The organism is Mycolicibacter longobardus (assembly GCF_002102265.1).
In the GTDB taxonomy this organism is placed as follows: Bacteria; Actinomycetota; Actinomycetes; order Mycobacteriales; family Mycobacteriaceae; genus Mycobacterium; species Mycobacterium longobardum.
This window is the reverse complement of the sequence record NZ_LQPG01000039.1, coordinates 1-26,220: the sequence shown is the minus strand read 5'-3', so window position 1 is coordinate 26,220 and position 26,220 is coordinate 1. Positions and strand designations below refer to the sequence as shown.

The 26,220-nt window shown below is 66.8% G+C and carries 23 protein-coding genes and 2 pseudogenes; 17 read left to right on the top strand and 8 right to left on the bottom strand.

Features of this window, described 5'->3' with window-relative positions:
• Positions 1–544: 544 nt before the first annotated feature.
• The 3 genes from AWC16_RS19125 to AWC16_RS19115 all read right to left on the bottom strand — a co-directional run bounded on the left by AWC16_RS19125 (position 545) and on the right by AWC16_RS19115 (position 1,727).
• Positions 545–898, bottom strand: a complete 354-nt coding sequence (locus AWC16_RS19125) for a hypothetical protein (protein WP_133055993.1) — start codon at positions 896–898, stop codon at positions 545–547.
• Between the two features lie 143 nt (positions 899–1,041).
• Positions 1,042–1,410, bottom strand: coding sequence for a DUF6197 family protein (locus tag AWC16_RS19120; protein ID WP_085266309.1), 369 nt, complete (start codon positions 1,408–1,410; stop codon positions 1,042–1,044).
• Positions 1,407–1,727: a WhiB family transcriptional regulator gene (locus AWC16_RS19115; RefSeq protein ID WP_420094308.1), complete on the bottom strand. Its 321-nt coding sequence runs from the start codon at positions 1,725–1,727 to the stop codon at positions 1,407–1,409. Before AWC16_RS19115 ends, AWC16_RS19120 begins: the two co-directional genes overlap by 4 nt.
• Positions 1,728–2,472: 745 nt before the next feature.
• Here AWC16_RS19115 and AWC16_RS19110 point away from each other — a divergent pair.
• From AWC16_RS19110 to AWC16_RS19060, 11 genes are all read left to right on the top strand, one after another.
• On the top strand, positions 2,473–3,717 hold the full coding sequence (locus AWC16_RS19110) for a helix-turn-helix domain-containing protein (RefSeq protein ID WP_085266308.1): 1,245 nt from the start codon (positions 2,473–2,475) through the stop codon (positions 3,715–3,717).
• Complete coding sequence (locus tag AWC16_RS19105) at positions 3,714–4,571, top strand: helix-turn-helix domain-containing protein (protein ID WP_085266307.1); 858 nt, start codon at positions 3,714–3,716, stop codon at positions 4,569–4,571. Before AWC16_RS19110 ends, AWC16_RS19105 begins: the two co-directional genes overlap by 4 nt.
• A 2,042-nt stretch (positions 4,572–6,613) precedes the next feature.
• Positions 6,614–7,534: a ParA family protein gene (locus AWC16_RS19100; protein ID WP_085266306.1), complete on the top strand. Its 921-nt coding sequence runs from the start codon at positions 6,614–6,616 to the stop codon at positions 7,532–7,534.
• A gap of 18 nt (positions 7,535–7,552) precedes the next feature.
• Entirely contained in the window at positions 7,553–8,242 is a 690-nt protein-coding gene (locus AWC16_RS19095; protein ID WP_085266305.1) for a hypothetical protein, read from the top strand.
• A gap of 416 nt (positions 8,243–8,658) precedes the next feature.
• The gene (locus tag AWC16_RS19090) at positions 8,659–9,309 is read left to right on the top strand and encodes a TnsA-like heteromeric transposase endonuclease subunit (protein ID WP_396879274.1); all 651 of its coding nucleotides are present in this window, start codon (positions 8,659–8,661) and stop codon (positions 9,307–9,309) included.
• 5 nt (positions 9,310–9,314) lie between these two features.
• On the top strand, positions 9,315–11,390 hold the full coding sequence (locus AWC16_RS19085) for a Mu transposase C-terminal domain-containing protein (RefSeq protein ID WP_224860251.1): 2,076 nt from the start codon (positions 9,315–9,317) through the stop codon (positions 11,388–11,390).
• Positions 11,378–12,403, top strand: coding sequence for a TniB family NTP-binding protein (locus AWC16_RS19080; protein WP_007172501.1), 1,026 nt, complete (start codon positions 11,378–11,380; stop codon positions 12,401–12,403). Before AWC16_RS19085 ends, AWC16_RS19080 begins: the two co-directional genes overlap by 13 nt.
• Before the next feature lie 79 nt (positions 12,404–12,482).
• Positions 12,483–13,304 (top strand): hypothetical protein, encoded by an 822-nt coding sequence (locus AWC16_RS19075; protein WP_065018912.1) that lies wholly within the window; start codon positions 12,483–12,485, stop codon positions 13,302–13,304.
• A gap of 71 nt (positions 13,305–13,375) precedes the next feature.
• Positions 13,376–13,732 (top strand): Cd(II)/Pb(II)-sensing metalloregulatory transcriptional regulator CmtR, encoded by a 357-nt coding sequence (gene cmtR, locus AWC16_RS19070; RefSeq protein ID WP_007170255.1) that lies wholly within the window; start codon positions 13,376–13,378, stop codon positions 13,730–13,732.
• Positions 13,733–13,813: 81 nt separating this feature from the next.
• A complete protein-coding gene (locus AWC16_RS19065; protein WP_033718759.1) occupies positions 13,814–14,110 on the top strand; it encodes a DUF1490 family protein in 297 nt (98 codons plus the stop codon).
• Between the two features lie 64 nt (positions 14,111–14,174).
• The gene (locus AWC16_RS19060; RefSeq protein ID WP_033718775.1) at positions 14,175–16,463 is read left to right on the top strand and encodes a heavy metal translocating P-type ATPase; all 2,289 of its coding nucleotides are present in this window, start codon (positions 14,175–14,177) and stop codon (positions 16,461–16,463) included.
• 53 nt (positions 16,464–16,516) lie between these two features.
• Here the strand turns inward: AWC16_RS19060 and AWC16_RS19055 are convergent, their stop codons facing one another.
• Positions 16,517–16,903, bottom strand: coding sequence for an ArsR/SmtB family transcription factor (locus tag AWC16_RS19055; RefSeq protein ID WP_007170252.1), 387 nt, complete (start codon positions 16,901–16,903; stop codon positions 16,517–16,519).
• A gap of 88 nt (positions 16,904–16,991) precedes the next feature.
• Here AWC16_RS19055 and arsM point away from each other — a divergent pair, with 88 nt between their 5' ends.
• Both arsM and arsB read left to right on the top strand, forming a co-directional pair.
• Positions 16,992–17,792 carry an arsenite methyltransferase gene (gene arsM / locus AWC16_RS19050; RefSeq protein WP_007170251.1) on the top strand — a complete coding sequence of 267 codons (801 nt, stop codon included), beginning with the start codon at positions 16,992–16,994 and terminating at the stop codon, positions 17,790–17,792.
• Positions 17,793–17,893: 101 nt separating this feature from the next.
• Positions 17,894–19,401, top strand: a pseudogene (arsB, locus tag AWC16_RS19045) (ACR3 family arsenite efflux transporter).
• Positions 19,402–19,643: 242 nt separating this feature from the next.
• Here the strand turns inward: arsB and AWC16_RS19030 are convergent.
• The 3 genes from AWC16_RS19030 to AWC16_RS19020 form a co-directional block, all read right to left on the bottom strand.
• Positions 19,644–19,976, bottom strand: a complete 333-nt coding sequence (locus AWC16_RS19030; protein ID WP_007170248.1) for a YnfA family protein — start codon at positions 19,974–19,976, stop codon at positions 19,644–19,646.
• 440 nt (positions 19,977–20,416) lie between these two features.
• The gene (locus AWC16_RS19025; RefSeq protein ID WP_007170247.1) at positions 20,417–21,187 is read right to left on the bottom strand and encodes a DUF2182 domain-containing protein; all 771 of its coding nucleotides are present in this window, start codon (positions 21,185–21,187) and stop codon (positions 20,417–20,419) included.
• Positions 21,188–21,190: 3 nt separating this feature from the next.
• On the bottom strand, positions 21,191–21,622 hold the full coding sequence (locus AWC16_RS19020) for a heavy metal-responsive transcriptional regulator (RefSeq protein ID WP_007170246.1): 432 nt from the start codon (positions 21,620–21,622) through the stop codon (positions 21,191–21,193).
• A gap of 121 nt (positions 21,623–21,743) precedes the next feature.
• On the opposite strand from AWC16_RS19020, the gene AWC16_RS19015 reads away from it, so the two are divergent.
• The 4 genes from AWC16_RS19015 (at position 21,744) to AWC16_RS19000 (ending at position 25,222) form a co-directional block, all read left to right on the top strand.
• On the top strand, positions 21,744–22,040 hold the full coding sequence (locus AWC16_RS19015; RefSeq protein WP_033718771.1) for a DUF1490 family protein: 297 nt from the start codon (positions 21,744–21,746) through the stop codon (positions 22,038–22,040).
• Positions 22,041–22,095: 55 nt separating this feature from the next.
• A complete protein-coding gene (locus tag AWC16_RS19010) occupies positions 22,096–24,465 on the top strand; it encodes a copper-translocating P-type ATPase (protein ID WP_109561506.1) in 2,370 nt (789 codons plus the stop codon).
• Between the two features lie 11 nt (positions 24,466–24,476).
• Positions 24,477–24,815 (top strand): transposase, encoded by a 339-nt coding sequence (locus tag AWC16_RS25795; RefSeq protein ID WP_033718757.1) that lies wholly within the window; start codon positions 24,477–24,479, stop codon positions 24,813–24,815.
• Positions 24,816–24,958: 143 nt separating this feature from the next.
• Complete coding sequence (locus AWC16_RS19000) at positions 24,959–25,222, top strand: hypothetical protein (RefSeq protein ID WP_007172605.1); 264 nt, start codon at positions 24,959–24,961, stop codon at positions 25,220–25,222.
• Here AWC16_RS19000 and AWC16_RS25350 read toward each other — a convergent pair.
• A pseudogene (locus tag AWC16_RS25350) lies at positions 25,219–25,380 on the bottom strand (YnfA family protein); the annotation flags it as partial. The gene AWC16_RS19000 and the pseudogene AWC16_RS25350 overlap by 4 nt on opposite strands.
• Positions 25,381–26,220: the final 840 nt, after the last annotated feature.

The window sequence follows — 26,220 nt, the reverse complement described above, 5'->3', positions numbered from 1 at the left end:
CCGTCGTAGCGGCCGGACAGTGCGGGACAACTCCCCCCCGCGACGTAGGCGCCCCGATCAGCGCCCCCTCGACGACCAACAAACACACCGCGCCCAGCGAAGCCGCTACCCCCACGACTCATGCGCACCACGACCCGGCCCGGCAAGGCCAGCTCCACGAAAATCCCGACGCCGCTCATGCCACGTCCCAGACCAGATCGGGATAGGCCGTCGCACACCGCATGCACAACACGGCACCGTCGACACTGAGATGCGCGCAGCACGAACACCGTTGCCCGTCGGAGACCGCGGCAGCATCCAAATCGACACCGGCGCCGAACCCGCTAAACACCGCACACCTGCCGAACGGACACACCGCAGACCAAAGCTGCAGGCACAGAACGCAACCGCCAAACAAAAGCGAACATGTCGACCCCCCCGCGACTCGCAGCCGAGCCGTGGCAAGCCCGGCGCACCGGGTCCGCAACCCCCCTGGTCACCGCCCGCGCGCCCTGATCGTAGAAGGCACCCCCGACAGACTCAGCTCGCCGAACGACACGCCCGGTCATGACGCCACCCGCTTCAGCAAGACGCCGCCAGATGGCCCACCGGCGCCGGCGCCCACAGTGGCGGCCCAGTACACCCTGCGATCCCCGGCCGGGCGAGATCGCTCAACTAGCCCGTCCGCAACCAGGCGCTGCAGGTGCGGGTGGATGTCGTGGCCAGTACGGGGCCGCTCGATGACGTGCCAACTGCCGTGGCACTCCAGGACGTTCCACGGTGTGGCCTGCCCCTCGGGATGGCAAGACGCGCAGCCGGAACGAACGCTGTGGACATGCCACGGAGCCAACTGCGCCAGCGCGTTGGTGCTCAGCACCGCGCCATCGGCGGCAAGTGCCGCCAACAGGTGCTCACGCATCTGGGTCCCGTCGACACGGGACCCGCGCACATGGCTGTCAGGCGCCCCGAGCCGGGATGCGGCCGAAGCAATCGATCGAGGTTGGGGGCACGGGATCGCCGCCGAAGACTCCCCCATCCGGCGGCGTCCCGTACCTGAGCCGTTCACCGGTCCCCTCCCCCGGTGAACGACGCACTCATGGCGCGCGGCAGCTGCTGCGACTCACCCAGCTCGCGCGCTGTGGCTCGGGCGAACACCGCCGAGATCTCCTTCGCAGTGCGGCCAGGGGCGTCGTTATAGGCGTAGAGGTCTCCCCCAGGCAGGACCTTCCGGGTCGCGCGGACCACGGTGGCAAAGGCCACGGCCCGTCCGCGCACCGACCAGGAGCGCTTCACACATTCGTAGATGTCGAAGTCCTCACGGTCCCAGAAGTTCGTTGCGATGATCGCGGCCCCGGCCAGGATCTGGACCAGATCGCTGTAGTGCTGTTCGCCGGCCGGCTGAACGGGCGGCTCGACGGTGGGGGCGCTCATCCGACTCGCCTCACAGGCAGCTGCGCCGGGGCGGCGTCGACGGTGTGGCCCGGCCGGAGCTTGCGACGTTCCCGCTCCGAGAGCCCGCCCCAGATACCGAAGCGCTCGTCGTTGTCCAGGGCGTGGTTGAGGCATTCCTGGCGAACCGGGCATGCCCGGCAGATCCGCTTGGCTGCGCTGGTGGCACCACCCTTTTCAGGGAAGAACATCTCGGGGTCAGACTGATGGCACAGGGCTTGTTCCTGCCAGCTGTTGCGGGCCTTCTCAGCCAAGGCGGCCAAGACACGCGGCGTCGCGGTGAGCCGGTAGGTGTCGATGAGTTCAATGACGGTCTGCGGGGCGATCCGCACGTCGAGGGCGATGCCGCCGTCGAGCGTGTCGCGGACGTTGACCGAGAGTTCACGCAGAGTGTCGAAGAGATCGGTGGCCGTTCGACCGGGCAGGTGCTCGAACTTCTCGGGCACATCACGCAGGACGATCCAGTTGCCGACCAGAAGGACGTTGGGGCGTACGGTCTGGGCCGTCGGCAGCTTGTGGACGTTGGACCTGGATGCGCTGGTGGACCTGCCTACCGTGTTGGACTGCGATGTTGCGATACGATCGGATTTGTCTGGCAAAGACACGATTCCCTCCTTAGGGAAGTCCGGTCGAGGTGGCACTCGATCGGAGAAAGCGGTTCGTACAGGCCCCCGGTGAACCCCCCTTCGCCGGGGGCCTGTCGATTTCACGGGCCCAGTCCAGGTCGCCTGCCAACTTTCGTGGCCGGTCTGGGACTGGTGGTTTTCACCTCCCGGAAAGTTCAGGAACCCAGCGGCTTTGGGGGGCCAGGTTCACGAATACGTCCGTCTGAACGCTGACAGTAACGACTGGACGGTCCCCCGTCAACCATTTGAAGGGCATTGCGCCAAAGTAGACGCCACTGCGGTCTACGCGGCGGACGTAATCAAGCGCACGGCACCAGACAAAGCCCAACTGATCGTCGGCGAATCGCCGACAAATACCTGCATATATGTCCTGCTAGACGCCACAACCGGACAAACCTGCCCGGGTATCCTCAAAGTTATGACCGCATCAGCCGACGGCAACGTCCGACTGCGCGCGGCCCGGGAAAGTATCGGCCTCGGCTCGCAGACAGCCTTCGTCAAAGCACTGAACGCCACAGCAGAAAAACTCGGCTACCAACTCACCGTCACCACCCGAACCGTCAGCCGCTGGGAATCAACCGACCCGCCGTGGCCGCACTCCCCCCACATCAAAGCCCTGGAAGAACTATTCGGTCGCCCCCTCACCGAGCTCGGCTTCACCCCCAGAAAGACCACCAACCCCGACAACCCGGTCAAGGCCCGCCGGCCACTACGCCTCAATGCCTCACGCCGGATCCACCACGACCTACCGGACTCCGTCGCCGACGACTACGCCCAGCTCACTGCGTGCTACCGCCGCCTCTACGGCGTACTGCCGGTCAACCCCCTGCAACACGCAGCCAACAACCACAGCCAGCTCGGCCTCGACATACTCGACGCCGTCTCCCCCACAACGCGCACCGCCCTGGCCGACTCCGTCGCCGAGGCCTGCCTCATCTCCGGACGCATCGCCCTATTCGACCGCCACGACCCCGAAGAGGCTCACACCCACTTCATCTGGGCACTCGAATGCGCCCAAGAGGCCACCAACGACGCCCTTGGCGCCGCCGTCCTCGGCCACATGGCCCTCGGCCCCGCCGCCTCCGACGACCCCAACCGCGCCGACGAGGCCCGAGACCACGTCCGCGCCGCCCGAGCATTCGCCAAACGAGCAGAGACACCCGTAGTCCTGGGCGCCTGGATCGATGCGGTAGACGCTGAAGTCGAAACCAGGCTGGGAAACACCACCCGCGCACTACAACTCATCCGCCGAGCCGAGGAAACCTTCGACCCCACAGCCCCAACCCCGGACTGGCTGGACTGGTTCTCCCCCGCTCAACTCAACGGCTTCAAAGGCAACGCGCTACTGGCCGCCGGCCACAGCAACGAGGCCCGCCTCACCCTCGAACGCGTCCTGACCGAGCTGCCGGCCACCGCACACAAACAACGCGCCATCACCTACGCAGATCTCGGCGCCGCCGCCGCCGTCCTCAAAGAACCCGAGAAGGCCTGCTACATGTTGGTCTGCGCCCTTGATGAACTCGCACTGACCTGGTACGCCACAGCAATGGCACGCATCAAAGCCGTCAGAACCGAATTACGCCCCTGGGAGGGCACGCCCGCCGTGCGCAGCCTCGACGAGCGCCTTTACGACTGGACCTCGACCATTAACGCACTCACATGAGCCCCACCGGATGGGCAGGATCCGAGATCATCCGGGCCCGCCGCCTCGAACTCGACCTGACCCAGGCCAAGGTCTCCGAGGCAGCGGGACTACTGCTGCGCCAGTACCAGCGCTTCGAACGAGGCGAACGCGAACCCTCACTGAGCACCGCGCGGGCCCTCGCTGAAGCCCTCGACCTGCCACTTTCAGAACTGGCAGGCCAAACGGACGCCATACCGACAACCACCACGGCCGCCCCCGCCAGCGCGGTCGCCGAAGCGATCCAGAACCGCCGGCGCCGCATCGGCCTCACCCAACTGACCGTCGCCACCACCGCCGGCCTCGAGATCGATCAGTACCAACGCTACGAATCCGGCACCGAAGAACTGACCCTGGCCGCGGCCACGGCTATCGCGACCGCCCTTGACATGCCACTGCCGGAACTAGCCGGCACAGTCCCCCGCCCCGTCGACCTCAACGGCCAGTGGTGGGCCAGCTGGCAAGGCGCACAAGGCCCCGCCAACAGCATCGACACCCACACTGTCGCCATCCTGCAAGCCGGCGATCGCATCCTGCTCGACTCGGGCTGGCGCGGAGAACTACAGATGTGGAACAACGAAGTCCTCATCGGCTGGTACCGCCCACCCGTACCCGTGACCCGAACCCGTCAAGGCGTCTTCTTGTGGCTGCCAACCCACGAGAACTACCTCTTCGGCCGATGGAACGGTGTCAGCGCCAACAACACGGTCATCTCCGGTTGGTGCGCCCTGGCCCCCGGCGAAGACGAGTCCCGCCAACTCGCCGACAACCTCGTCAGCGGAAAACTCCAACCCCGCCCGACCTTGCGCCTGCCTGGCCTCAGCAACTGGGGCTGACCGCGCGGCGCGTACGGCGGTGGCACCCACTGTGGCCTGCAGAAACCCGTCAGGCGTGCCGCCAAGCTCCGAAACAGTCTCAGCTAGATAGACGACACCGCGCAGGCCACTCGACGCGTCACAGAGCCACACAGGCCGCAAAAACGACGTCGGCCGTCACCGAGGCTTCGGGCGGCCGGGTAAAAGCCCAGGTCAGCGCGCGAGAAGGGACGGAAGCGTGCCAGGCCCCCTCGAAGACCCCAGATCTAAAACCGGCCCACGGGATGCCACCTACCCCACCGAGAAACGAACCCGAGGGAGCCGGCAGAGCCCACCCGCCCGGCCAGCACCCGAGGGCCCGCGTCAGGCAAGCCGGGACAGGTCAAGTCAGCGTTACGCCAACGTGATTGGCCACCAAGCCAACCCGCGCGGCACAACGTCAGCAGCAGTCAGTACCGATGCACTCATCCGCCGCGACTGCCATCCCGGGAGCCGAAACCGTGCACTGACCAAAGATCCCGACCAACGCACTAGACACGCTGACCACGGCCAGGCAACCCCGATCAGCGCCCACACCATGCCCCGTGTGGACAGCAAACAGAGCGCAAAGCAACCCCTGTAACCCAATCGATACCGCCACTATCAAGGCACTCGACTCGGGCCGGTACCACAGTGAAACTTCCGCAGTAGATGATCACCAACCCCTGAACACGGTTGCGTCGATAAGCGCCTACTCGACGTGAAATCAGCGGCACCTATCAGGCAGGTGTGGACCCGCAAACGCGCGCAGAGAGTGCCCCGAAAACGGTTAATGCGTGAGCGGCTAGCCGGTGAACCAAACGTGCACAGTGCGGTCAGGGCGGCGGAGCCCCGGCATCTCAAGCGCGCCTAATTGCATCAATGAGGCGCGGCAGTCGAGGACGACGAAGGGCTGATGCCGGGGCGGTGCCGCTACGTCGCTTCGGCCATAAAGACGCCCCAATCCAGAGATCGGAAACCCAGAAACGGAAGCACTGAAAGAGGGCCAGATCGCGGCAGGGACAGGGTCACCAGCGATGCGAGCCGGCGAGGCGAATTTGGGGTCGCAGTCCAGATTGCCTGGCACCACGGACACGTCGGCGGATCGCAGAGTCCACCCAGTGAGTACACGACGCGACACGCCACGCCGGGTCACCGCAGCGGTGCCCACAGCTATCCACTATCCCCTACCCTGGAAGTCGAGAAAGTGCTGGTAAAGGCCTATAGACCAGGGGTAACGACATGCGGCAACCGGCGGACCACTGGGAAGGGCCCACGGCGGACCAGACCAGTGGCCACCAGCTGGGTAACGCGCCTGCCCCTGCGGAACTACAAGCGGCGCGAACAGGGCTAACCAAGACGTCCGGCAAAGCCTCACGGAACACCCGAGTCAATACACATGGCGCGACCATGCCGCAGGGGCCATGTATCGCGCATGAGAACGCGGTACGCCAAACGCAAAGACCCGCTATTGCAAACACCCCAGGTGACGGGCTACGCCAAGCGCATGACCAAGCGCATGGACAAGCGCATGACAACACTACAGGCGCAGCGACAGAAGGAGTGCGAGCGCACACGCATGGCAGCGCGGTAGGCAGGACGGCAGCAAACAGGCGACAGCAGCCGCGAGCAAGTACGCGAGGCACAGCAGCACGGCAGGCGGTCGGGACGCCGCAGGTGACCCCGCATGGCCAGACGGAAAGCACACCGGGTGGCACGCCACGACTACAAGCGGACGAACGCACGGGACGACAGGGGTGGGGGATAACGAGGTGGCACGAGGCGCGCCAACCGCAGGGCAACAAACACGGCCATGCAAGAGGCCACGCGGCGCGCCAGCAGGCATGGGTAGCGGCAGGAGACGGGGGAGGGAACACGTAAGGCACCGGGTAGGACGCGCCGCACGAGCAGCCGCGGTAGCAGACGCGACGTCAGCCGGAATGGCACACACGACGCCACGCGGCATACACAGCGCGAGGACAAACCACGCGACACGCCGATGACAAGGCCCGAGACAAAGGGTTGCGGCCGTTACGATTGCCGACATGACAGAGTCGCTTCTGCCCCCCACGATCCTCATCGGCAGCCAGAAGGGTGGCGTCGGAAAGTCCTCGATAGTGGCCAACGTGGGGATCTCCATTGCCCGCCGTGGCCGTCGCGTCCTGCTCGTCGACGCTGACCAGCAAGGCGATCTCAGCGTCGAGAACGTCGGCGTCCCCGAAGATGCCTGGGACAAGGGTCGAAACCTCGCCTCAGCGCTGCAATACGGCGCGAAACTCGAGCCTTACCGCAACGCGCGCCCTAATCTCGACATCGTCATGGGGGGCGCCAGCCTGGCCCTGGTGTCATCCCAGGAGGACTTGACCGCCGACGCCGGCATCGACGTCGCCGAGAACCTCCGCCTCGCCCTGCAGGACCTGTGCGAACGCGAGCGCTACGACATCGTGATCGTCGACTCCGGCCACGGCAACATCATGCTGCTCCTAGCGCTACTGCAGGTTTGCACCTACCTGGTCGTCCCGACCCGGGAGGACATGGCATCCATCAAGGGCGTGCAGCGCCTCGCCACCTCGTACGCTCGCGCTAAGTCCCGCGGCTCCCAGATCTCCCTGCTCGGCGTCGCGCTTTTCCAGGTCAACCCGCGGGCGACGGCCCGCAACAGCGTGATCACCAAGCAGATCAGCGAGATGCTCGACGGGTCCGACGTCGAACCCTTTACCGCCGCGATCCGCCACGCACCCGGCCCAGCCCTGGCCGAACGACACCGACACATGGCAGCCGAGGAACTTGTCGCGCAAGCCGACAAGGACAAATCCGAGCTTCTGGAGGCCCTCCGGGAAGGCCGCAGCGAGGACATTCCGCGACTGCACGCCGCCGACCCGATCGCCGTCGCGAACGACTACCAGAACCTGACGCGGGAGATCCTGCTCCGCGTCCAAGCCACGCTTGCTGCCAACGCGAGCTGAAAGAGGGAGTGACACATCATGGCCAGCAAGATGAAGGGCGTCTTCAGCTCACAGCTCGACGGTGATCTCGACGACCTCCTGCCGAAGATCCCCGTCCCAACCGCCGCGGCCAAGCCGGCCGCCGCAAACAAGCCGGCTGAAGCCGCCCCCACGCCGTCCACCCCGACTGAGGCGGCACCGTCGGCGCCTGTGGCGCCCGCAGCAACCACCGGGGGAGTGCAGCGCCCACGCCGCCGGCGCGCCACCGGCAGCACCCCGACCGCCGAAGTCGCCCCCGAGGTCTACAAGGCACTCCGGAGGTTCACCAGCCGCGAGAAGGCCCGCGACCCCATCACAGCCCGGAAGTACGCCGAGGTCGTGCTCGACGCCATCGAGCACAGCCAGGAGGAGTTGTCGACCTTCTGGAAGCAGCCGGAGGCCGCAGCGGCTGGGGGAGGGCTGTTCTCCCGCCAGCCCGCGGCCCCGGTGCGTCGCCGCCGGCACTCTGAACCGCCCGGCCGTGTTCCCCTCACCGGCCTCAACCCCGCCGATGCCGCGATCCTCGAGAACCTGATCGAGGAGTGGCAGGCACCGTCGCGGTCTGCGCTCGTGGAGCAGGCCCTGCGGCTCTACGAGCCTCTGTGGCCCGCTGCTCGACGCAGCCGGCGTGGTGCCGCTGCTGACGGGGATGACGACCTCGACGACGAGAGCTCGCTAGTCAGCGCCTAGCTGATCACGTGCGGGCCACACAGGCATGTGGCGTCACGTGACGAAACCTAGCGTGACGAGCAGCGCCAAGCCTGCCATGAAGCGCGACTACGCAAACCGGTGGGATGCACCAAACTGCATTTCCATGCCCCCGCCGCGCTGGTTGATCAACTGATGAAACCAGGCACAAAACAGGCCACAGTGAGGCGTCCAGCCACGGACCGGCACAGCGGGGGATAGGCGCGCCCGCTGTCCGTTGACATCCGATGTGATGTATTGCCACCGTATCTGCGGTATCGGCGTGTCTTTGCCAATCTATCCGAGGTACCGCCGGTAGCGTTGTTTAGGTGAGTGTGGCGCCGGCGGCGCTATGGCCGCAGGTCAACGGTGGCGTTGAGGTGGAATTCAACTCCTCCGGGGGTTCTTCGCGCTTGCCGCTGGCGGAGTGTGCCGCAGTGGCCTTTGAGTTGGACTGCTCACCCGTGCGTGGTTTCCCAGCGTTTCGCGGGCAGGGCAATTATCCAGGCCTGTGGTGGTTTTCGACGACTCGTGAGCACGTTGGGTACGAGTCGTGGTCGGAGCGTGACCATTTGATCGCGCTGGACGCCGATCCCGCGGTGGTTGGTGTTGCGTCGCAGCCGTTCCGGCTCCATTGGGGTGACGGCAGGCACCACGTGCCTGATTACTTCGTGCGGTTGTCCGACGGAACGGCGACGGTTCTTGACGTGCGGGCCGATGACCGAATATCGGATGCTGATGCTGAGTTGTTCGACCGGTCCGAGCAGGCGTGCCGTTCCCTGGGATGGGCCTATCGGCGAGCGGGCGTTGCGGATCCGGTCGTGACGGCGAATTTGCGCTGGTTGTCTGGGTATCGGCATCCACGGGTGTACCGCCCGGCGGTCGCCGCAGCGTTGGAGGCGGTGTTCGACTCGGCGCGGCCGCTGATGACCGGGGTGAGACCGGTCGGTGAAGCGATCATGGTGTTGCCGGTGCTGTTTCACCTGTTGTGGCACCGGCGACTGGGCGTGGATCTTTCCGCGGCTGTCTTGACCGAGGAGTCGATCGTCGGGCCCGCGTTGTCACGATGACGGGTATGCGGTCGGGTGTCATCCGCGAGGGCGATGAAATCCGGTTATCCGACGGCGTATTCACGGTTGTCACACTTTCGGGCAGTTCAGCCAGGCTGACCGATGCGGTCGGCGGGCAGTCGGTGGTACCGCTGTCTCGGCTGCTGGGCGACCCGGCGTTGGAGTTGGTGTCAGGATCGCGACCGGCTTTGTGTTCCGAAGAAGCGTTGGCCGGGGTGCCCGAGGCTGCCGCCGAGCGGGCCCGCTGGTGGGAACGGCACTTGATCGAGGTGTTGACGGGTCGACGGGTTGATTCCGAGGCGGGTAGCCGGCCGCGGCCGGAGTTCGATCCGGCGTCGCGTTCGTTGCGGCAGCGCGAATTGGCCAAGCTCGCCGAGCTGCGCTCGGCTGGCCACGAGATCAGCTTGTACACGTTGCAGCGGCAACGCTATGCCTACGAACGAGACGGCCTGCTGGGGGTTGTGGATCGCCGGCACATTCCCCGGCGGGCGATGTTCGGCCGCGTCGACGAGCGGCTGGTGGCCGCAGTGCGGCAGGCCATCGATGACGAGACCGACGTGTCGACCGGGACGGTGAGCCGCCTGCAGCGACGGGTGACCAAATCGCTGGTGGCTCAATACGGTGCCCAGGACGCACCGGCGATGCCGTCTCAGCGGACGTTCTATCGTCTGGTGAAGAGGCTGTCGGAGGGCCGGCACACGTTCGGGTCCGCGCGCACCCGGCGTTCGTTGTCCAAACAGCCCGACGGCCCGTTCGGTGCGCTGACGGTGGCGCGCCCCGGCGAGGTGGTCGAGATCGATTCGACCCCCCTGGATGTGCGGGTGGTCCTCGATGACGGCACGGTGGACCGGGTCGAGCTGACCGGCATGGTTGACGACGCGACCTGCTCGATTCCGGCCGCGGTGTTGCGGCCCACGACCAAAGCGGTCGACGCGGCGCTGCTGCTGGCCCGAGCGTTGACGCCAGAACCGATGCGGCCGGAGTGGTCCGATGCGCTGCGGATGTCGCGGTCGGTGCTGCCGTATCGCTGTTTGACCGGCGTGGATCAACGGTTGGCCGATGCGGCCGCCCGGCCGGTGATCGCCCCGGAGACCGTAGTGTGCGACCACGGGAAGGCGTATCTGTCGCAAACCTTCCGGCAGGCGTGTTGCACGTTGGGGATCAATCTGCAGCCCGCCCACCCGGATACGCCGACCGACAAACCCAAGATCGAGCGGACCCTGCAGTCGGTGGCCACCTTGTTCGCCCAGCATGTCGCCGGGTATGTCGGCTCCAGCGTCGAGCGGCGCGGCAAGAACGCCGAACAGGACGCAGTGTGGTCGATCGTGGAGCTGCAAGCCCTGCTGGATGAGTGGATCGTCGCGGTATGGCAAAACCGGCCCCACGACGGCCTGCGTGACCCCGTCACCCCGGGCAAGGCGTTGACGCCCAACGAAAAGTACGCCGCCTTGGTCGAGGTCGCCGGGTATGTTCCGGTGCCGCTGTCGGCCGAGGACTACATCGAGTTACTGCCGTCGTGCTGGCGGCGCATCAATTCCTACGGGATCCGGGTCAACAACCGCAGCTACGACGCTAAGGCACTCAACCCCTACCGCCGCCAGCACTCGGGGGTGGAATCCAAGAAGGGCCAGTGGGAGGTGCACTACGACCCCTACGACGTGTCGCGGATCTGGGTGCGCAACCATCACGACGAGGGCTGGCTGGCCGCGACCTGGACGCATTTGCGCAGCCACCCGGTACCGTTCGGCGAATTGGTATGGCAGCATGCGCGGTCCGTGCTGGCCCAGCGCGGATGCGATCAGGCCACCGAAGCCGAGATCGCCCGCGCGGCCGATGACCTGCTCGACCGGGCCGCGCAAGGCCCCGCCCCCACCCGACAGGAATCCAAGGATCGCAGGGTGGCGGGTCGAACGCGAGCCACCGCGACACCGGCCTGGCCCCGCCCGCCGGATACCGCAGAACCCTGCGATGAGGAGCCGCCGCCAGGCGGTGACGAGGACGCCGACGACATCGAGATCGCCCAAGTCATTCCACTACCGGTGTTCGATGCACGCAAGGAGGCTGAATCGTGGCGGCTGTGAACACTTTTGCCCCGGTGAGCCAACTCGAGGACCGGCGCCAACCCACCACCACGCTCGAGGGTTGGCGCCGTTTCGTCGATGCCGATCCACCCGAGTTCACCCTGTTACCCGATGAGCAGTGGAGCACCCTGTCGGAGACCGAACGGACCAACTACAACGAAGCCCGGGTAGCGCATCACAGTGAACTGGTCGTGGTCACCACGTCGGCGATCCAGCGCATCACCAACGAAGGCCGGCTGCTGACCCTGCTCAACCAACGCGAGATCGGCGCCCGGCGCGGGCTGATCATTTCCGGGGCGGCCGCGACCGGCAAGACCACCGCGGTCAAACAACTCGGCCGATTCCACGAACTGCGTATCAGGACACGATTCGCCGACAAGTCCCGGATCCCGATCGTATACGTGACCGCGCCCCCGAAAGGCTCGGCGCGCAAACTCGCGATGGAGTTCGCGCGATTCCTGGGCCTTCCGCCGATGCAACCGCGGATGAATGTCACCGATATCGCCGACGCTGTCTGCCAGGTCCTCATCGACGCCCGAACCGACATCGTGATCGTCGACGAGATCCACAACCTCAACCTCGATACCCGGGCCGGCGAGGAACTGTCCGATCACCTGAAGTACTTCACCGAACACCTGCCCGCCACGTTCGTCTACGCCGGCATCGACGTCGAGCGCTCCGGTGTGTTCACCGGCACCCGCGGACGCCAGCTCGCCGGGCGCTGCGGTGTGATCAACACCAGCCCGTTCCCGTACGCCGGGGAATGGAAGTCGCTGGTGGCCGCGATGGAAGGCACCCTGCGGTTGCACCATCACACCGCGGGAACGCTGGTCGCCGAAGCCAAATACCTGCATCGACGCACCGGCGGAATGATCGGCAGCCTGGCGCACCTGATCCGCTCGGCTGCGATCCGCAGCATGCTCGACGAAACCGAGAACCTCACCAGGGATCTGATGGACACGGTGCTCATCGACTACGCAGCCCAAACATCGGCGCAACGCCATGCCAGCTGACGTATCAACCCCACCGGCGTGGCCGCAGGGGCCTGCCGCGCCACTACCGCGCACCGTCACACCGTTTCGTGGCGAAACGGTGCAGTCCTATCTTGATCGGCTCGCGCACGCCAACCACCTAGAACCCCGAGGTCTGCGGCGCTACCTGGCCGACGGTCCAGCGATCTGCCGTCCCCGGCCGGACTGGTTGGCAACCGCCAGCGGCCAGCCCGTGGGCATCCTTCACGCCCGGCTCATCGGGCTGGCCGCCCCCGACCGCGACACCACCCGCCAACGCCGCCACGCCCGGCCCGCATGCCGCCTGTGCATGGCACGCCGCGGTGTCTATGAGCCGGTCTACTGCTGGTTGCCCGACTACGCGACCGTCTGCTGCCGCCACCGCCGATGGATCGGTGCAGGCACCTCCACCCTCGACGATCAACGCGATCTGCGCTGCGCCCCCGCGGTGATCGCCGCAGCGCAGCGCCATGCCCGACTGGATCGGTGTCACGGCGACGCTGCGCGCTTCGCGGTCAGGGATGCCGCGCGGATTCACCGCTGCTGGGCACGCAGCACCAGCCCGTTTACGCTGCCGCCTGCCCGCGCCGACGCCGACACGCACATCGGCGCCTACCCGGACCTGATCGCCTTGGCCGCCATCCTGGCCGGCGCTCATCGCCGGATCTGGGGCACCGCGCCAGCCACACCCGCCCGTGCCCGCGCCGTCGATGCGGTCTACGTCAACGTCAGCGCCCGGTTTCCCCAGCACCGCGACCAAACCCGCCCCATCGAACAGTGGATCCACGATCAACAACTCAGCGCCACCCGCCGCGCACACCACTTCGACGCGTGGAAACCACGACCAGGTCAATCCCCGCGATCACCGTGCCCGGCTGGGCCAGCTGGGCGGCGTCAGGGCTGACGGCGGCGTGTGGAGCCATGGCACAATTCAGCCCTTGCTGACATATCAGTATCGGCTGTACTGTTTGGTGCATGCTGACGTGTGAGACGCGGGAATCGGCGCTGGCTCGGCTGGGCCGAGCGCTGGCGGATCCGACGCGGTGTCGGATTCTGGTGGCACTGCTCGATGGGGTGTGCTACCCGGGCCAGTTGGCTGCGCAGCTGGGGTTGACACGGTCGAATGTGTCCAATCATTTGTCGTGTTTGCGGGGCTGCGGGCTGGTCATCGCGACCTATGAGGGCCGGCAGGTTCGCTACGCGCTGGCCGACCCTCACCTCGCCCGTGCTCTGGGCGAGCTGGTCCAGGTTGTTTTGGCGGTGGATACCGACCAGCCCTGTGTCGGCGAGGACGCCGCATCGGGCGCAGCCGAGGCCACCGTTGGTCGATGACCATCAGTGGCAGCGATCCGGTGACCTTGAAGATCGCGGTCGCTCAATCGTAGTGAGTTGGCAGAACAGAAGGGATAAGCAGTGGCTATACATGGGTTCGTGGCCAAAGCAGCCGGGACAGTGTTCACCGGGCTGGTCGGGGTGAGCGCCTACGAGGTGCTGCGCAAGGCGGTGGGCACGGCGCCGGTTCACCGGGCAGCGGTGACCGTGACGGAGTGGGGACTGCGCGGAACTCGGAGCGCAGAGGTAGCAGCGGAGTCGGCCCGGCTGAAAGTCGCCGACGTGGTCGCCGAAGCCCGCGGACGCATCGGCGACGATGCCCCTCGGCCGCCCGCCGCCAAGGCTGACGATGACGACTGCTGCCAAGTGATGGGTTAGCCGTTTTCACGGGGAAAGGTCGATTGTGCCTACTGCTGAGGTTTCCTCCGATCACGGGGCCGCGCTGGTTGTCGTGTCTGCGGGTGCGCGACGAATACGGGTGCGTGCTAACTGGTTTCGGTTCGACGCGGTGCGGGCTGTCGCGATCGAGGACTCGGTCGCCACGGTGGCTGGTGTGGATGCGGTCCGCGCGTATCCGCGCACGGCTTCCGTGGTGGTCTGGTATTCACCCGAGCGCTGCGACACCGCTGCCATTTTGTCGGCGATCGCCGCCGCCGAGCACATCCCTGCCGAGTCGGTGCCCGCCCGGGCGCCGCACTCGGTCGAGGGAGGCAACCCCGGTGTGGTGCAGAGAATCCTCGACTGGAGCGAGCGGACGCTATCCGGCGAGCAAGCTGACAGGGTTTCACAACGACCAGTGCAACGAAGCGATGGCTGCTGCGACCACGACGACAGCCACCCTGAGTCGGAGCGGCTGTGGGGCGTTGTCAAGCTGCGGCGGGCCGCGTTCTCCGGGGTGGTGCTGACAGCCTCACTGGTGACGGCGTGGCTGACTCCATTCGGGCCGGTGGCGTTGGGATTGAAAGTCGTGGCGCTCGCGGTGGGCGCTTCGACGTTCGTGCCCTCAACCGTTAGGCGACTGACCGAGGGCCGTGTCGGTGTCGGCACGTTGATGACGATCGCCGCGCTCGGCGCTGTTGGACTCGGTCAGGTCGGCGAGGCCGCGATGCTGGCGTTTTTGTTCTCCATCAGCGAGGGTTTGGAGGAATACGCGGTGGCCCGTACCCGCCGCGGCCTGCGTGCTCTGCTGGCGCTGGTGCCGGATCAGGCCACGGTCTTGCGCGCAGGTGTCGAAACCGTGGTGGCCGCAGCCGAACTGCGCGTCGGTGATCAGATGATTGTCAAACCCGGGGAACGCCTGGCCACCGACGGCATCATTGTTGCCGGGCGCACCGCCCTGGACGTCTCGGCGATTACCGGCGAATCGGTGCCGGTAGAGGCCGGACCCGGTGATGAGGTGTTCGCCGGGTCGATCAACGGGTCCGGAGTGCTGCAGGTGGAGGTCACCGCGACCGTTGAGGACAACTCGTTGGCGCGAATCGTGCAGATCGTGGAAGCCGAACAGGCCCGCAAGGGCGCCAGCCAGCGCCTGGCCGATCGGATCGCGCAGCCGTTGGTGCCGGGCATCATGATCGCCGGGGCGCTGATCGCCGGGACGGGCAGCATCTTCGGTAACCCGCTGGTGTGGATCGAACGCGCTCTGGTGGTGCTCGTCGCCGCGTCCCCGTGCGCGCTCGCCATCGCCGTGCCGGTGACCGTCGTGGCGGCAGTCGGTGCCGCCTCGAAGATCGGGGTACTGATCAAGGGCGGTGCCGCGCTGGAAGCCCTGGGCACCATCAGTGGGATCGCGCTGGACAAAACCGGAACTTTGACCGCCAACCGGCCCACCGTCATCGACATCGCCACCACCAACGACGCCACCCGCGAAGAGGTGCTGGCGGTCGCGGCCGCGCTGGAAACCCGCAGTGAACACCCGCTGGCCGCGGCCGTCCTGGCCGCTACCCAAGCGCCGGTGGCCGCCGCGAGTGACGTGCACGCCGTTGCCGGAGCTGGGCTGACCGGCCACCTCGACGGGCAAGCCATCCGGCTGGGCCGGCCCGGCTGGATCGACCCCGCCGACCTCGCCGATCACGTAGCGCACATGCAACAAGCCGGGGCCACAGCGGTGCTCGTAGAACGCGATGACCGGCTGCTCGGTGCCATCGCCGTGCGCGACGAACTACGCCCAGAAGCTCCCGAGGTCATCACCGCGCTACGTGCCGGCGGCTACCAGGTGACGATGCTCACCGGCGACAATCACGCCACCGCGGCGGCGCTCGCCGCCCAAGCCGGCATCGAGCACGTCTATGCCGAACTGCGCCCCGAGGACAAGGCTCACCTGATCGCAGAACTGGGCGCTCACCGGCCCACCGCGATGGTCGGCGACGGCGTCAACGATGCTCCGGCCCTGGCCGCCGCCGACCTGGGAATCGCGATGGGCGCCATGGGAACCGATGTCGCGATCGAAACCGCCGACGTCGCCCTGATGGGCCAAGACCTGCGGCACCTGCCCCACGCACTAGCACATGCTCGACGCTCCCGGCAGATCATGGTGCAAAACGTCGGACTCTCCCTGGGCATCATCACCGTGCTCATGCCGCTGGCGATGTTCGGAACCCTCGGCCTGGCCACGGTCGTACTGGTGCACGAGCTTGCCGAAGTCGTCGTCATCGCCAACGGCGTACGCGCCGGACGCATAACGCCTCTTGCGGGGCCAGCACGAGACACCCGGCGGCAGGACAACTCAAGGTAGCGGCGGCCGTCACTGAATCCGAGGCATCGCAGGTCAGGCCCTCAAGCGCTGCCTCAGCCACAACGACAACGGACAACAAACACCCCGCCGAGCGCATCCAGGGCCGCGGGCACCAGCCGGTAGTACGCCCACTTGCCGCGCTGGGTTCGGTCGAGCAGGCCGGCCTCGACCAGGATCTTGAGGTGATGCGACACCGTCGGCTGGGATAGCCCCACAGTAGCGGTCAGGTCGCATACACACGCCTCGGCGCCCTCATGGCCCGCGATCATTGACACAAGCCGTAGCCGGGTCGGTTCGGCCAGCGCCTTGAGCACGCCGGCCAGCCGCTCGGCGGCGGCCGCGTCGAGTACGCCGTCGGTGATCGGGCTGCAGCACGCCGCAACGTCAGCGACCAGCAACGAGTCATCGCGTTCGGTCGGGGAGGCGATCGCGGCGGGCATGGCCCCAGTATGACACACGCATTGACAGTCATCGATGTTTCCCGCACACTGCTCACATAGATGTCTGTCGATGGAAAGAGTAGGTGCGATGACCGCCGAACACAATGAGCTGCGTGATCAGGTCCGGGCCAGCTACGGCGCCGCCGCCACCGCGATCAGCGGGGGCGCTACCAACAGCGATGTGCTGACCGCCGCGAGCTGCTGCGGGTCCAGCGACTCAGCCGATATCGGGACCATCTTCGGCGCCGGTCTCTACGGCGACGACGAGCACTCCGAGATTCCCGCTGAAGCGGTTGCGGCCAGCCTGGGTTGCGGTAACCCGACCGCGGTCGCTGACTTGCACCCCGGAGAGCGGGTGCTTGACCTGGGTTCTGGCGGCGGGATCGACGTTTTGTTGTCGGCGCGCCGGGTCGGCCCGGACGGGTTTGCTTACGGCGTCGACATGACCGACGAGATGCTGGCCTTGGCGAGGCGGAACGCCGAAGAATTCCGAGCCAAGGCCGGTGTCACCAACGTCGAGTTCCGCAAGGGCACCATCGAAGACATCCCGCTGCCCGATGCCGCCGTCGATGTGGTGATCTCCAACTGCGTGATCAACCTGTCCGCCGACAAACCGGCCGTGATCGCCGAGATGTTCCGGGTGCTGGTCCCCGGCGGGCGGATCGGGATCTCCGACGTCGTCGCCGAAGACCACCTCAGTTCGGCCGAGCGCGCCGAACGCGGCTCCTACGTCGGCTGCATCGCCGGAGCGCTGTCCCGCCAGGAGTACCTCGACGGACTGGCCGCGGCCGGGTTCACCGATGCCACGGTCACGTTCACCCACCAGGTGGCCGAAGGGATGCACGGCGCGATCATCCACGCCACCAAACCCGCCGCATCGTCTGATTGAGACAGCCGCAGCGAACGACCGCGCCACCGCGCCCCGACCCACCTCACGTTGACAGCTGCCAGTGAAGCGGTACGCCGCTCGCGCCACGGGAGAGAAACCTCATGAGTGACACCGCCATATCGACTGCTGCACCCGCAGTGGCCGCCAAGCTGTCCACCCTGGACCGGCTCTTGCCGGTATGGATCGGGGTAGCGATGGCCGCCGGCCTGCTGCTGGGGCGGCTGGTGCCCGGCCTGGGCGCGGGCCTAAGTGCCATTGAGGTCGACGGAGTCTCGCTGCCCATCGCCCTTGGGCTGTTGGTGATGATGTATCCGGTGCTGGCCAAAGTCCGCTACGACCAGCTCGGCGAGGTCACCGCCGACCGCAAACTGCTGGCGTCCTCGCTGGTGTTGAACTGGCTGATCGGGCCGGCGGTGATGTTTGCCCTGGCGTGGCTGCTACTTCCCGATCTGCCCGAATACCGCACCGGGTTGATCATCGTCGGGCTGGCCCGCTGCATCGCCATGGTCATCATCTGGAACGACCTGGCCTGCGGGGACCGCGAGGCCGCCGCAGTGCTGGTCGCGTTGAACTCGATCTTTCAGGTTCTCATGTTCGCCGCGCTGGGCTGGTTTTACCTGTCGGTGCTGCCGGGCTGGCTGGGCCTGTCCCAGACCGGGATCGAGGTCTCCCCGTGGCAGATCGCCAAATCGGTGTTGATCTTCCTCGGCGTCCCACTGTTGGCCGGGTACCTGTCCCGCCGCCTAGGCGAACGCGCCAAAGGCCGCACCTGGTACGAGTCGCAATTCCTGCCCCGCATCGGCCCCTGGGCACTCTATGGACTGCTGTTCACCATCGTCATCCTGTTTGCCCTTCAAGGTGATCAGATCACCTCCCGGCCTTTCGATGTCGCCCGCATCGCGGTGCCGCTGCTGGCCTACTTCGCGATCATGTGGGCCGGCGGCTACCTGCTCGGCGCCCTCCTCAACGTCGGGTACGAGCGCACCACCACGTTGGCGTTCACCGCTGCCGGCAATAACTTCGAACTCGCGATTGCCGTCGCGATCGCCACCTACGGCGCCACCTCCGGGCAGGCCCTGGCCGGGGTCGTGGGCCCGCTCATCGAAGTACCGGTGCTGGTCGGACTCGTCTACGTGTCCCTGGCGCTGCGTACCCGCCTCTTCGGACCCGAGTCCCAATCACGCAGTGCCCGCTGATGGCCGACAAACCCAGCGTCCTGTTCGTCTGCGTGCACAACGCCGGTCGCTCCCAGATGGCGGCCGCACTGCTGATCCACCAGTCCGGTGGCCGCATCGAGGTCCGTTCCGCGGGCACCGAACCCGCCGACCAAGTCAACCCGGCGGCCGTTGCCGCGATGGCCGAACTGGGCATCGACATCACAGCCAACAGCCCCGCGGTGCTCACCGCCGACACGGTGCAAGCCAGCGACGTCGTGATCACCATGGGCTGCGGAGACACCTGCCCATACTTCCCGGGAGTCACCTACCGGGACTGGAAACTGCCCGACCCCGCCGGCCAAGCCCTTGAGGTCGTCCGCTCCATCCGCGACGACATCGCCAACCGCGTCCAGACCCTGATCGCCGAACTGCTACCTGGCACCACTACATAACCCAAACCCACAGTCACCGAAACCTGTTGCGCCACTGAGATCCCCCCGGGTTATCCAACGCGGCAACGGCCCATGAAATGCTGGTCGACTGTCTGGCCGTACCCGGGATCGATACGGCGATCGCTGAGCGTGCCGGCCCGTCTCCGTCACCGTCGATACTGATCGGCGGGGCCGAGGTGATGCGTCCCGATCCGCCCCCGATGGGTCGGTTTGGGCCTGCCCGGCCGCCACGTGATGCTGAGCTAGTGGCCGCGAGGGGCGTACATGATCACGGCAACGCCTACCAGGCAGGCCAGGGCGCCGATCACATCCCAACGGTCGGGTCGGAACCCGTCGAGGGCCATGCCCCACGCCAGCGAGCCGGCGACGAATACGCCGCCGTAGGCGGCCAAGATCCGGCCGAAATGGGCATCGGGCTGCAGGGTGGCGACGAACCCGTACATTCCTAGCGCGATGACGCCGAGTCCCGCCCAGAGCCAACCACGTTGCTCGCGGACGCCTTGCCAGACAAGCCAGGCACCGCCGATTTCGGCGACCGCAGCCAGGACGAATAACAGGATTGAACGCGCCACCATGATTGCTGATCTTAGGAGACCGTGCCGGGGCATCGGGGCGTCCCCGGCTTCCGGACGCGGCAGCCCCACAACCCGATCGTCGACCCGTGCGCGTACCCGTGACAGACACCTGCCCCGCACACCATACTCAGAGAGCCAACCCACGGGAACCGACGTGAACACGGCAATGCGTTGGCGTTCAAATCGAATGCCGCACTGCCGGTTCAGTCAGTTCTTCGAGAACTGGGCACTCGGCACTGGACCCGCTCACGCAGGCAGCACCGGCATCCTCGATCAACCCCGCAATACTGTGCTCAAGCGCACGGATCTGAGGCGCCGCAGGTCAAACGGCCAGCAGCGCCTCAGATCAAACGACAGCGGACAGCCAGATCAAAATGTCGCCGCTAAAGCGCAGGGGCGGGTGCGTGGTTGTGTCGTCGTCGTCATGACTTAACTCCTCGCTAGACAAGGTTGATGACCAACGCGGGGTGCACCAGCAGCACAACGCCAAGGATTACGAGCACCGCCCCCGTGACGCGCGTGAGCCAATCGCCGAAGGAGGCGACTCGCTCCAGCCAGATCACCACCGAGAGCGCCAGCATCCACGCCAATTGCATGGTGCCGAAGGCGATCATGACTACGAACAGCATCCAGCAGCTGCCCAGACAAAAGACGCCGTAGCGCCCACCGGCACGAAGCGCCCGGGCCGGGCTGTCGTGGTACTTGCCGCACGGCGGGGAAACCGACAATGGCCAGTAGCAGTGCCGCAGGCACGCTGCTTTCAGCGGCGTGAGCTGATAGATCCCGGCGGCCAGCGCTATGGCGCCGGCCAGGCGGCCGACCCACGGTGATCCGTGTGCCAGTGGCCCGTTGAGGTGGCTCCACGCCCAGAAGGCGGGGATCCCGGTGGCGCTCCACAGGGCCAGGTATCCGGCGACGAAGACGATCGCTGGAGCGGCGCTGCCGGTGGCGGCGCGGGCGTAGGCGCGAACGACGGGCAGGACCGCAGGAAGCATCATCGCGGCCATCATGGCCACCCACGCGATGAGGAAACCGGCGAACGACATCATTGGCGCGGTCTCCATGGGCATTCCTGGCTCGGTGTCCATAGACATGGCGTCGCCGGTCATGCTGACCACTGACCACCACCAGCCCACCCCCGCCACACCCAGCAGGGCGGCCGGCAACCACGCATCAGTCCATGACCACTCACGCATTTCGGTGCTGTTCATGGTCTAGTGGCCGGGACCGACGGTGGCGTCGGCATCCAGGTCGCTTTCCAGAATCCAGCACACCGTGGACTGGTCATGTTCGGTGGGCGCGGCGTGCGCCGCGTGGTCGAGAAGGGTCTGCAGGTGGCCTTCGAGGGCGACCAGTTCGGCGATCTGCGCGCGGACTTGGTCCAGACGGGTGTGCAGGACCTGTTGCACGTGCCCGCACGGCACCTCACCGCGGTCGTGGATCGCCAGGATTTGGCGCACCTTCTGCAAGGTCAGCCCGGCGGCTTGGCCCCGATGGATGAACCGCAGCCGATCCACGACCTCGGGCCCGTAGTCGCGGTACCCCGACGCCGTGCGTGCCGGTGGCGGGAGCAGCCCCGCGTTCTCGTAGAAGCGAATGGTTTTCGCGCTGGTATTGCTGAGTTTCGCTAGTTCGCCGATCTGCATGGAACCCATCCTTGACCTTCCACTGTACTGGAAGGTCAAGGATGGGTTCGTGTCGCTCCGCAGCGACCGTGGCCGACTGGTCACCGTTTGGCGGTGCAACGACGGGAAGGGAGTGCTTGGTATGGCGTGGCATGGGTTCTTGATGAAGGCGGCGCCCACGGTGGTAACCGGGGTGGTGGGGGTTGCGGCGTATGAGGCAGTGCGCACGGCCGTGGCGAAGGTTCCGTTGCGCACGGCAACCGTTGCTGTGACCGCGTGGGGCATCCGGGCCGCCCGCGAAGCGCAGCGCACGGCCGAAACGAACACGGAACAGATCCGATTGACGGTCGCCGACGTGGTTGCCGAGGCACGAGAGCGCGCCGGAGAGGACACCGAACCGGCGATCGTGACGAGCCCGGGCGACGGCCATGACGACTGAGGTCCTGCCGGCCGCCGACGCCACGGCGACGGTCGTATCGGACGCGTCCGGGCGGATGCGGCTGCGCATCACCGGATTTCATGTCGATGCGGTCCGGGCCGTCGCGATCGAGGAGACTCTGGCCACGGTGCCCGGTGTGCAGGCGGTGACGGCCTATCCGCGCACGGCATCGGTGGTGATCCAGTATTCGCCGCAGCGCTGCGACACCGCGGCGGTGCTGTCGGCGATCGGCGTAGCCGAGCACATCCCTGCAGAGTTGGTGCCCACCCGTGCCCCGCATTCCGGCGATGCGCGCACCCCCGGGGTGGTGCGCAAGGCCATCGGTGGACTCCGCCGATTACTGGGCGCCCGGCCCGATAGCGACGCGCCGCGCGACACCGAGGGTAGTGGCGGCTGCGGGCAGGGACAGGGCGGTGCGTGCGGCACGGCGTCCTCGGGTGAACTGAACAGGCGTGAGCAGCGGAACTGGTTGCGGCGGTTGTGGCTGGCCATGCCGTTGGCGCTGCTGGCGTCGGTGTCGACGATGGTGTTCGGCGCCTATCCGTGGGCGGGGTGGTTGGCGTTCGCGGCGACGGTACCGGTGCAATTCGTCGCCGGGTGGCCGTTCCTGCGCGGCGCGGTGCAGCAGGCGCGGGCGGGAAGCGCCAACATGGACACGCTGATCACACTGGGCACATTGACCGCATTCGGCTACTCCACGTATGAGTTGTTCGCCGGTGGCGCACTGTTCTTCGAGACGGCGGCGCTGATCATTGCGTTCGTGGTGCTGGGTCGCTATTTCGAGGCCAGATCCACGAGCAAGGCGTCGGAGGCGATCGGCAAGCTTTTGGAGATGGGCGCCAAGGAAGCCTGCCTGCTCGTCGGCGGGCAAGAAATTCTCGTGCCGGTTGATCAGGTACAAGTCGGAGACCTGGTACGGGTACGGCCTGGGGAGAAGATCCCGGTCGACGGCGAGATCACCGACGGGCGCGCCGTCGTCGATGAGTCAATGCTGACCGGCGAGTCCGTCCCGGTCGAAAAATCGGTGGGCGACCGTGTTGCCGGTGCGACGGTCAACATCGACGGGCTGCTGACCGTGCGCGCCACCGCCGTCGGCGCCGATACCGCACTGGCGCAGATTGTGCGCCTGGTCGAGCAGGCACAGGGCGGCAAGGCGCCGGTACAGCGACTGGCTGACCGCGTCTCGGCGGTGTTCGTCCCGGCCGTCGTCGGGGTTGCCGCGGTGACATTTGCCGGGTGGACGCTGATCGCCGCCAACCCAGTCGCCGGTATGACCGCCGCGGTCGCGGTGCTGATCATCGCGTGCCCCTGTGCGCTGGGCCTGGCCACCCCGACGGCGATCACGGTCGGCACCGGCCGCGGCGCGGAACTGGGGATCCTGGTCAAAGGCGGCGAGGTAATGGAAGCCTCGAAGAAGATCGACACCGTGGTCTTCGACAAAACCGGCACGCTGACCCGCGCCCAGATGCGGGTCACCGATGTGATTGCCGGCAAGCGGCGCCAGCCCAATCTGGTGCTGCGAATCGCCGCCGCGGTCGAGTCGGGCTCCGAGCACCCCATCGGCACAGCGATCGTCGCGGCCGCGCGCGAGCTGGGGTTGCAGATTCCGGCCACGACGGCGTTCACCAGCCTCGCCGGCCACGGGGTGCAGGCCCAGATCGACGGCCGCACCGTGCTGGTCGGACGTCGCACACTTGTCGACGATCACGATTTGGTTCTGCCTGAGCACCTTTCTGCGGCGGCCGCCGAACTCGAAGAGCAAGGCCGCACCGCGGTGTTCGTCGGCCGCGACGACCACGTTGTGGGCGTGCTCGCCGTCGCTGACACGGTCAAGGACGACGCCGCCGACGTGGTCGCTCAACTGCAAGCCATGGGCCTGCAGGTCGCCATGATCACCGGCGACAACGCCCGCACGGCCGCCGCGATCGCCACGCAGGTCGGCATCGATCACGTCCTGGCTGAGGTGCTGCCGCAGGACAAGGTCACCGAAATCGAGCGGCTACAAGACCAGGGGCGGGTGGTCGCGATGGTGGGCGACGGCGTCAACGACGCCCCCGCGCTGGTGCAGGCCGATCTGGGCATCGCGATCGGCACCGGCACCGACGTGGCCATCGAGGCCTCCGACATCACGCTGATGTCCGACCGGCTCGACGGTGTTGTGGAGGCGATCGCGCTCTCCCGGCAGACGCTGCGCACCATCCACCAGAACCTTGGCTGGGCCTTCGGCTACAACACCGCCGCGATCCCCCTAGCCGCACTCGGTCTGCTCAACCCGATCATCGCGGGAGCGGCGATGGGGCTCTCCTCGGTCAGCGTGGTCACCAACTCGCTGCGGCTACGCCGCTTCGGCCGCCACACCCGACAAGGATCGCCCCAGACCGCCCACATGGTGGACATCCCAGATAGCGCGACGTGGGATTCGTGAAGCCAGTAGGTATGCCACAACATCGGCGCTCATTCACCCCGCAGTATCGAGTCACGGCCGCGCACATGGTGATCGACGGGCAGCGGCGAGTCGCTGAGGTAGCCCGCCAGCTAAACGTGGACACGAGCCTGCTGCATACATGGGTGCGCGATGAGCGGTGGCTGATGTCCCAGGCCCGCAGCGGTGACGGCCAGCGGCCAGATGTCGCTGGCGAACAGCCGCTTTCGGTCCAGGAGCGAGCGGATTTGGTCCGGCTAGGGCAGACCGCAGCCGAGCAGGCGCAAGAAATGGCCGGCATAGACGCGTCTCGGCACACTTTGCGACCGCAGCAGCGGCGAGCCGCGGCTTGAACTCGCCGCAAGGGAGTGCGCCTGCCACGGCGTACCCGAAATCGCCGAGCTACCGGGCGCGTCGAACTCCGGCTGCAACTGTCACCGGGTCGCGAAAATTGACCCACCTGAGATGCTAATGACGGGTGTTGGGAGACCGTGGGATGCGGATTGAGATTCTGAGCAGCCCGGGCTGTCCGAACGCGGCAACGGCCCATGAAATGCTGGTCGACTGTTTGGCCGTGGTCGGGATCAACACGGCGATCGTTGAGCGGGTCGGACCCTTTCCGTCACCGTCGATACTGATTGACGGCACCGATGTGATGCGTCCCGATCGGCCGCCGACGGGTGACGTCTGTCGGTTGGATCTGCCCAGCCGTGACGTCATACTGACCGCGCTGCGACGGGCGATTGCGGCCGAAAGCTAGTGGCCGCGAGGAGCGTACATGTTCACGGCAACGCCGGCCAGGAAAACCAGGGGCGCCAAGCACGTCCCAGCGGCCGGGTCGGAACCCCCCGAGGGCCATACCCCACGCCAGCGAGCCGCCGACGAACACGCCTCCCCGTAGGCGGCCAGGATCCGGCCCATTTACCTCAGATTAGATGACAAACCACCCGCAACAGGATCGCCATTTGAACTGAGGCACCGCAGGTCAGACGCCCGCACCTGCCTCAGATAGAACGACAACGGACACCCGCGCCCCACCCGGAGAACGCAACCCAAACCACCGTCCATTCCCGCCGCACCGGCCGAGCCGTGCGCACCCTCTGGGTGGCACCGCGCACGCAACAGCGGCGCGACTGCCTGTGCGGCAGCCCGGCGACGCAACCCGATACCCGGCTTGCCGCATTGAGACGGGGGAGAGGCTCTGGTGGGACCGGCGTCAATTACTCGCCGGAGTTACCGGGCAACATGCGCGCCCGCCGGCGTGGCAGCAAACGCCCGGGAGTCCCCGCCTACGGCGCCTCCCATTAGCCGCCCCGTACAGCTGGTCGACCGACGCACTGGCCACCGCCGGCAACCGTCGGCACATTCCTGGAAGCGATCCCTCAGCAGGCGTCGACGGCCTCAGTCCCGCTGAGCCCTGCCCTAGGTCGACACGCGGCAGCTAGCTCCCGCTCCCGATACACGCCTGGCCGCCCGGGGCGGGGTGAGGCCCTTTCAGGGGCGTACAGGGGCCTAGAAATGGCGTTGATGGGGCCGTGGCAACGTCGATGCCACAGTGGCAGTGGTTAACGCCAGGACCAGCCCCCGACCCCGACGAGGTTAACCACGAGACTATTCCCGCGGACTCATCGGAACACACACAGAAACCCGCAGGTCACTGTGTCTGTAACTGTGCCGACGGGCACCCGATCGTCGCCCGTATAACCCCCCGACCCGCCCCACAATGGGCCGAGCGAGCCCCCCGGGCACGGCCCGCAT

Coding starts and splice junctions, on each gene's coding strand:
- AWC16_RS19125 (WP_133055993.1), bottom strand. CDS start 898: ATGCGTGAGCACCTGTTGGCGGCACTTGCCGCCGATGGCGCGGTGCTG.
- AWC16_RS19120 (WP_085266309.1), bottom strand. CDS start 1,410: ATGAGCGCCCCCACCGTCGAGCCGCCCGTTCAGCCGGCCGGCGAACAG.
- AWC16_RS19110 (WP_085266308.1), top strand. CDS start 2,473: ATGACCGCATCAGCCGACGGCAACGTCCGACTGCGCGCGGCCCGGGAA.
- AWC16_RS19105 (WP_085266307.1), top strand. CDS start 3,714: ATGAGCCCCACCGGATGGGCAGGATCCGAGATCATCCGGGCCCGCCGC.
- AWC16_RS19100 (WP_085266306.1), top strand. CDS start 6,614: ATGACAGAGTCGCTTCTGCCCCCCACGATCCTCATCGGCAGCCAGAAG.
- AWC16_RS19095 (WP_085266305.1), top strand. CDS start 7,553: ATGGCCAGCAAGATGAAGGGCGTCTTCAGCTCACAGCTCGACGGTGAT.
- AWC16_RS19085 (WP_224860251.1), top strand. CDS start 9,315: ATGCGGTCGGGTGTCATCCGCGAGGGCGATGAAATCCGGTTATCCGAC.
- cmtR (WP_007170255.1), top strand. CDS start 13,376: ATGCTGACGTGTGAGACGCGGGAATCGGCGCTGGCTCGGCTGGGCCGA.
- AWC16_RS19055 (WP_007170252.1), bottom strand. CDS start 16,903: ATGCCCGCCGCGATCGCCTCCCCGACCGAACGCGATGACTCGTTGCTG.
- arsM (WP_007170251.1), top strand. CDS start 16,992: ATGACCGCCGAACACAATGAGCTGCGTGATCAGGTCCGGGCCAGCTAC.
- AWC16_RS19030 (WP_007170248.1), bottom strand. CDS start 19,976: ATGGTGGCGCGTTCAATCCTGTTATTCGTCCTGGCTGCGGTCGCCGAA.
- AWC16_RS19025 (WP_007170247.1), bottom strand. CDS start 21,187: ATGAACAGCACCGAAATGCGTGAGTGGTCATGGACTGATGCGTGGTTG.
- AWC16_RS19020 (WP_007170246.1), bottom strand. CDS start 21,622: ATGCAGATCGGCGAACTAGCGAAACTCAGCAATACCAGCGCGAAAACC.
- AWC16_RS19015 (WP_033718771.1), top strand. CDS start 21,744: ATGGCGTGGCATGGGTTCTTGATGAAGGCGGCGCCCACGGTGGTAACC.
- AWC16_RS19010 (WP_109561506.1), top strand. CDS start 22,096: ATGCGGCTGCGCATCACCGGATTTCATGTCGATGCGGTCCGGGCCGTC.
- AWC16_RS25795 (WP_033718757.1), top strand. CDS start 24,477: ATGCCACAACATCGGCGCTCATTCACCCCGCAGTATCGAGTCACGGCC.
- AWC16_RS19000 (WP_007172605.1), top strand. CDS start 24,959: ATGCGGATTGAGATTCTGAGCAGCCCGGGCTGTCCGAACGCGGCAACG.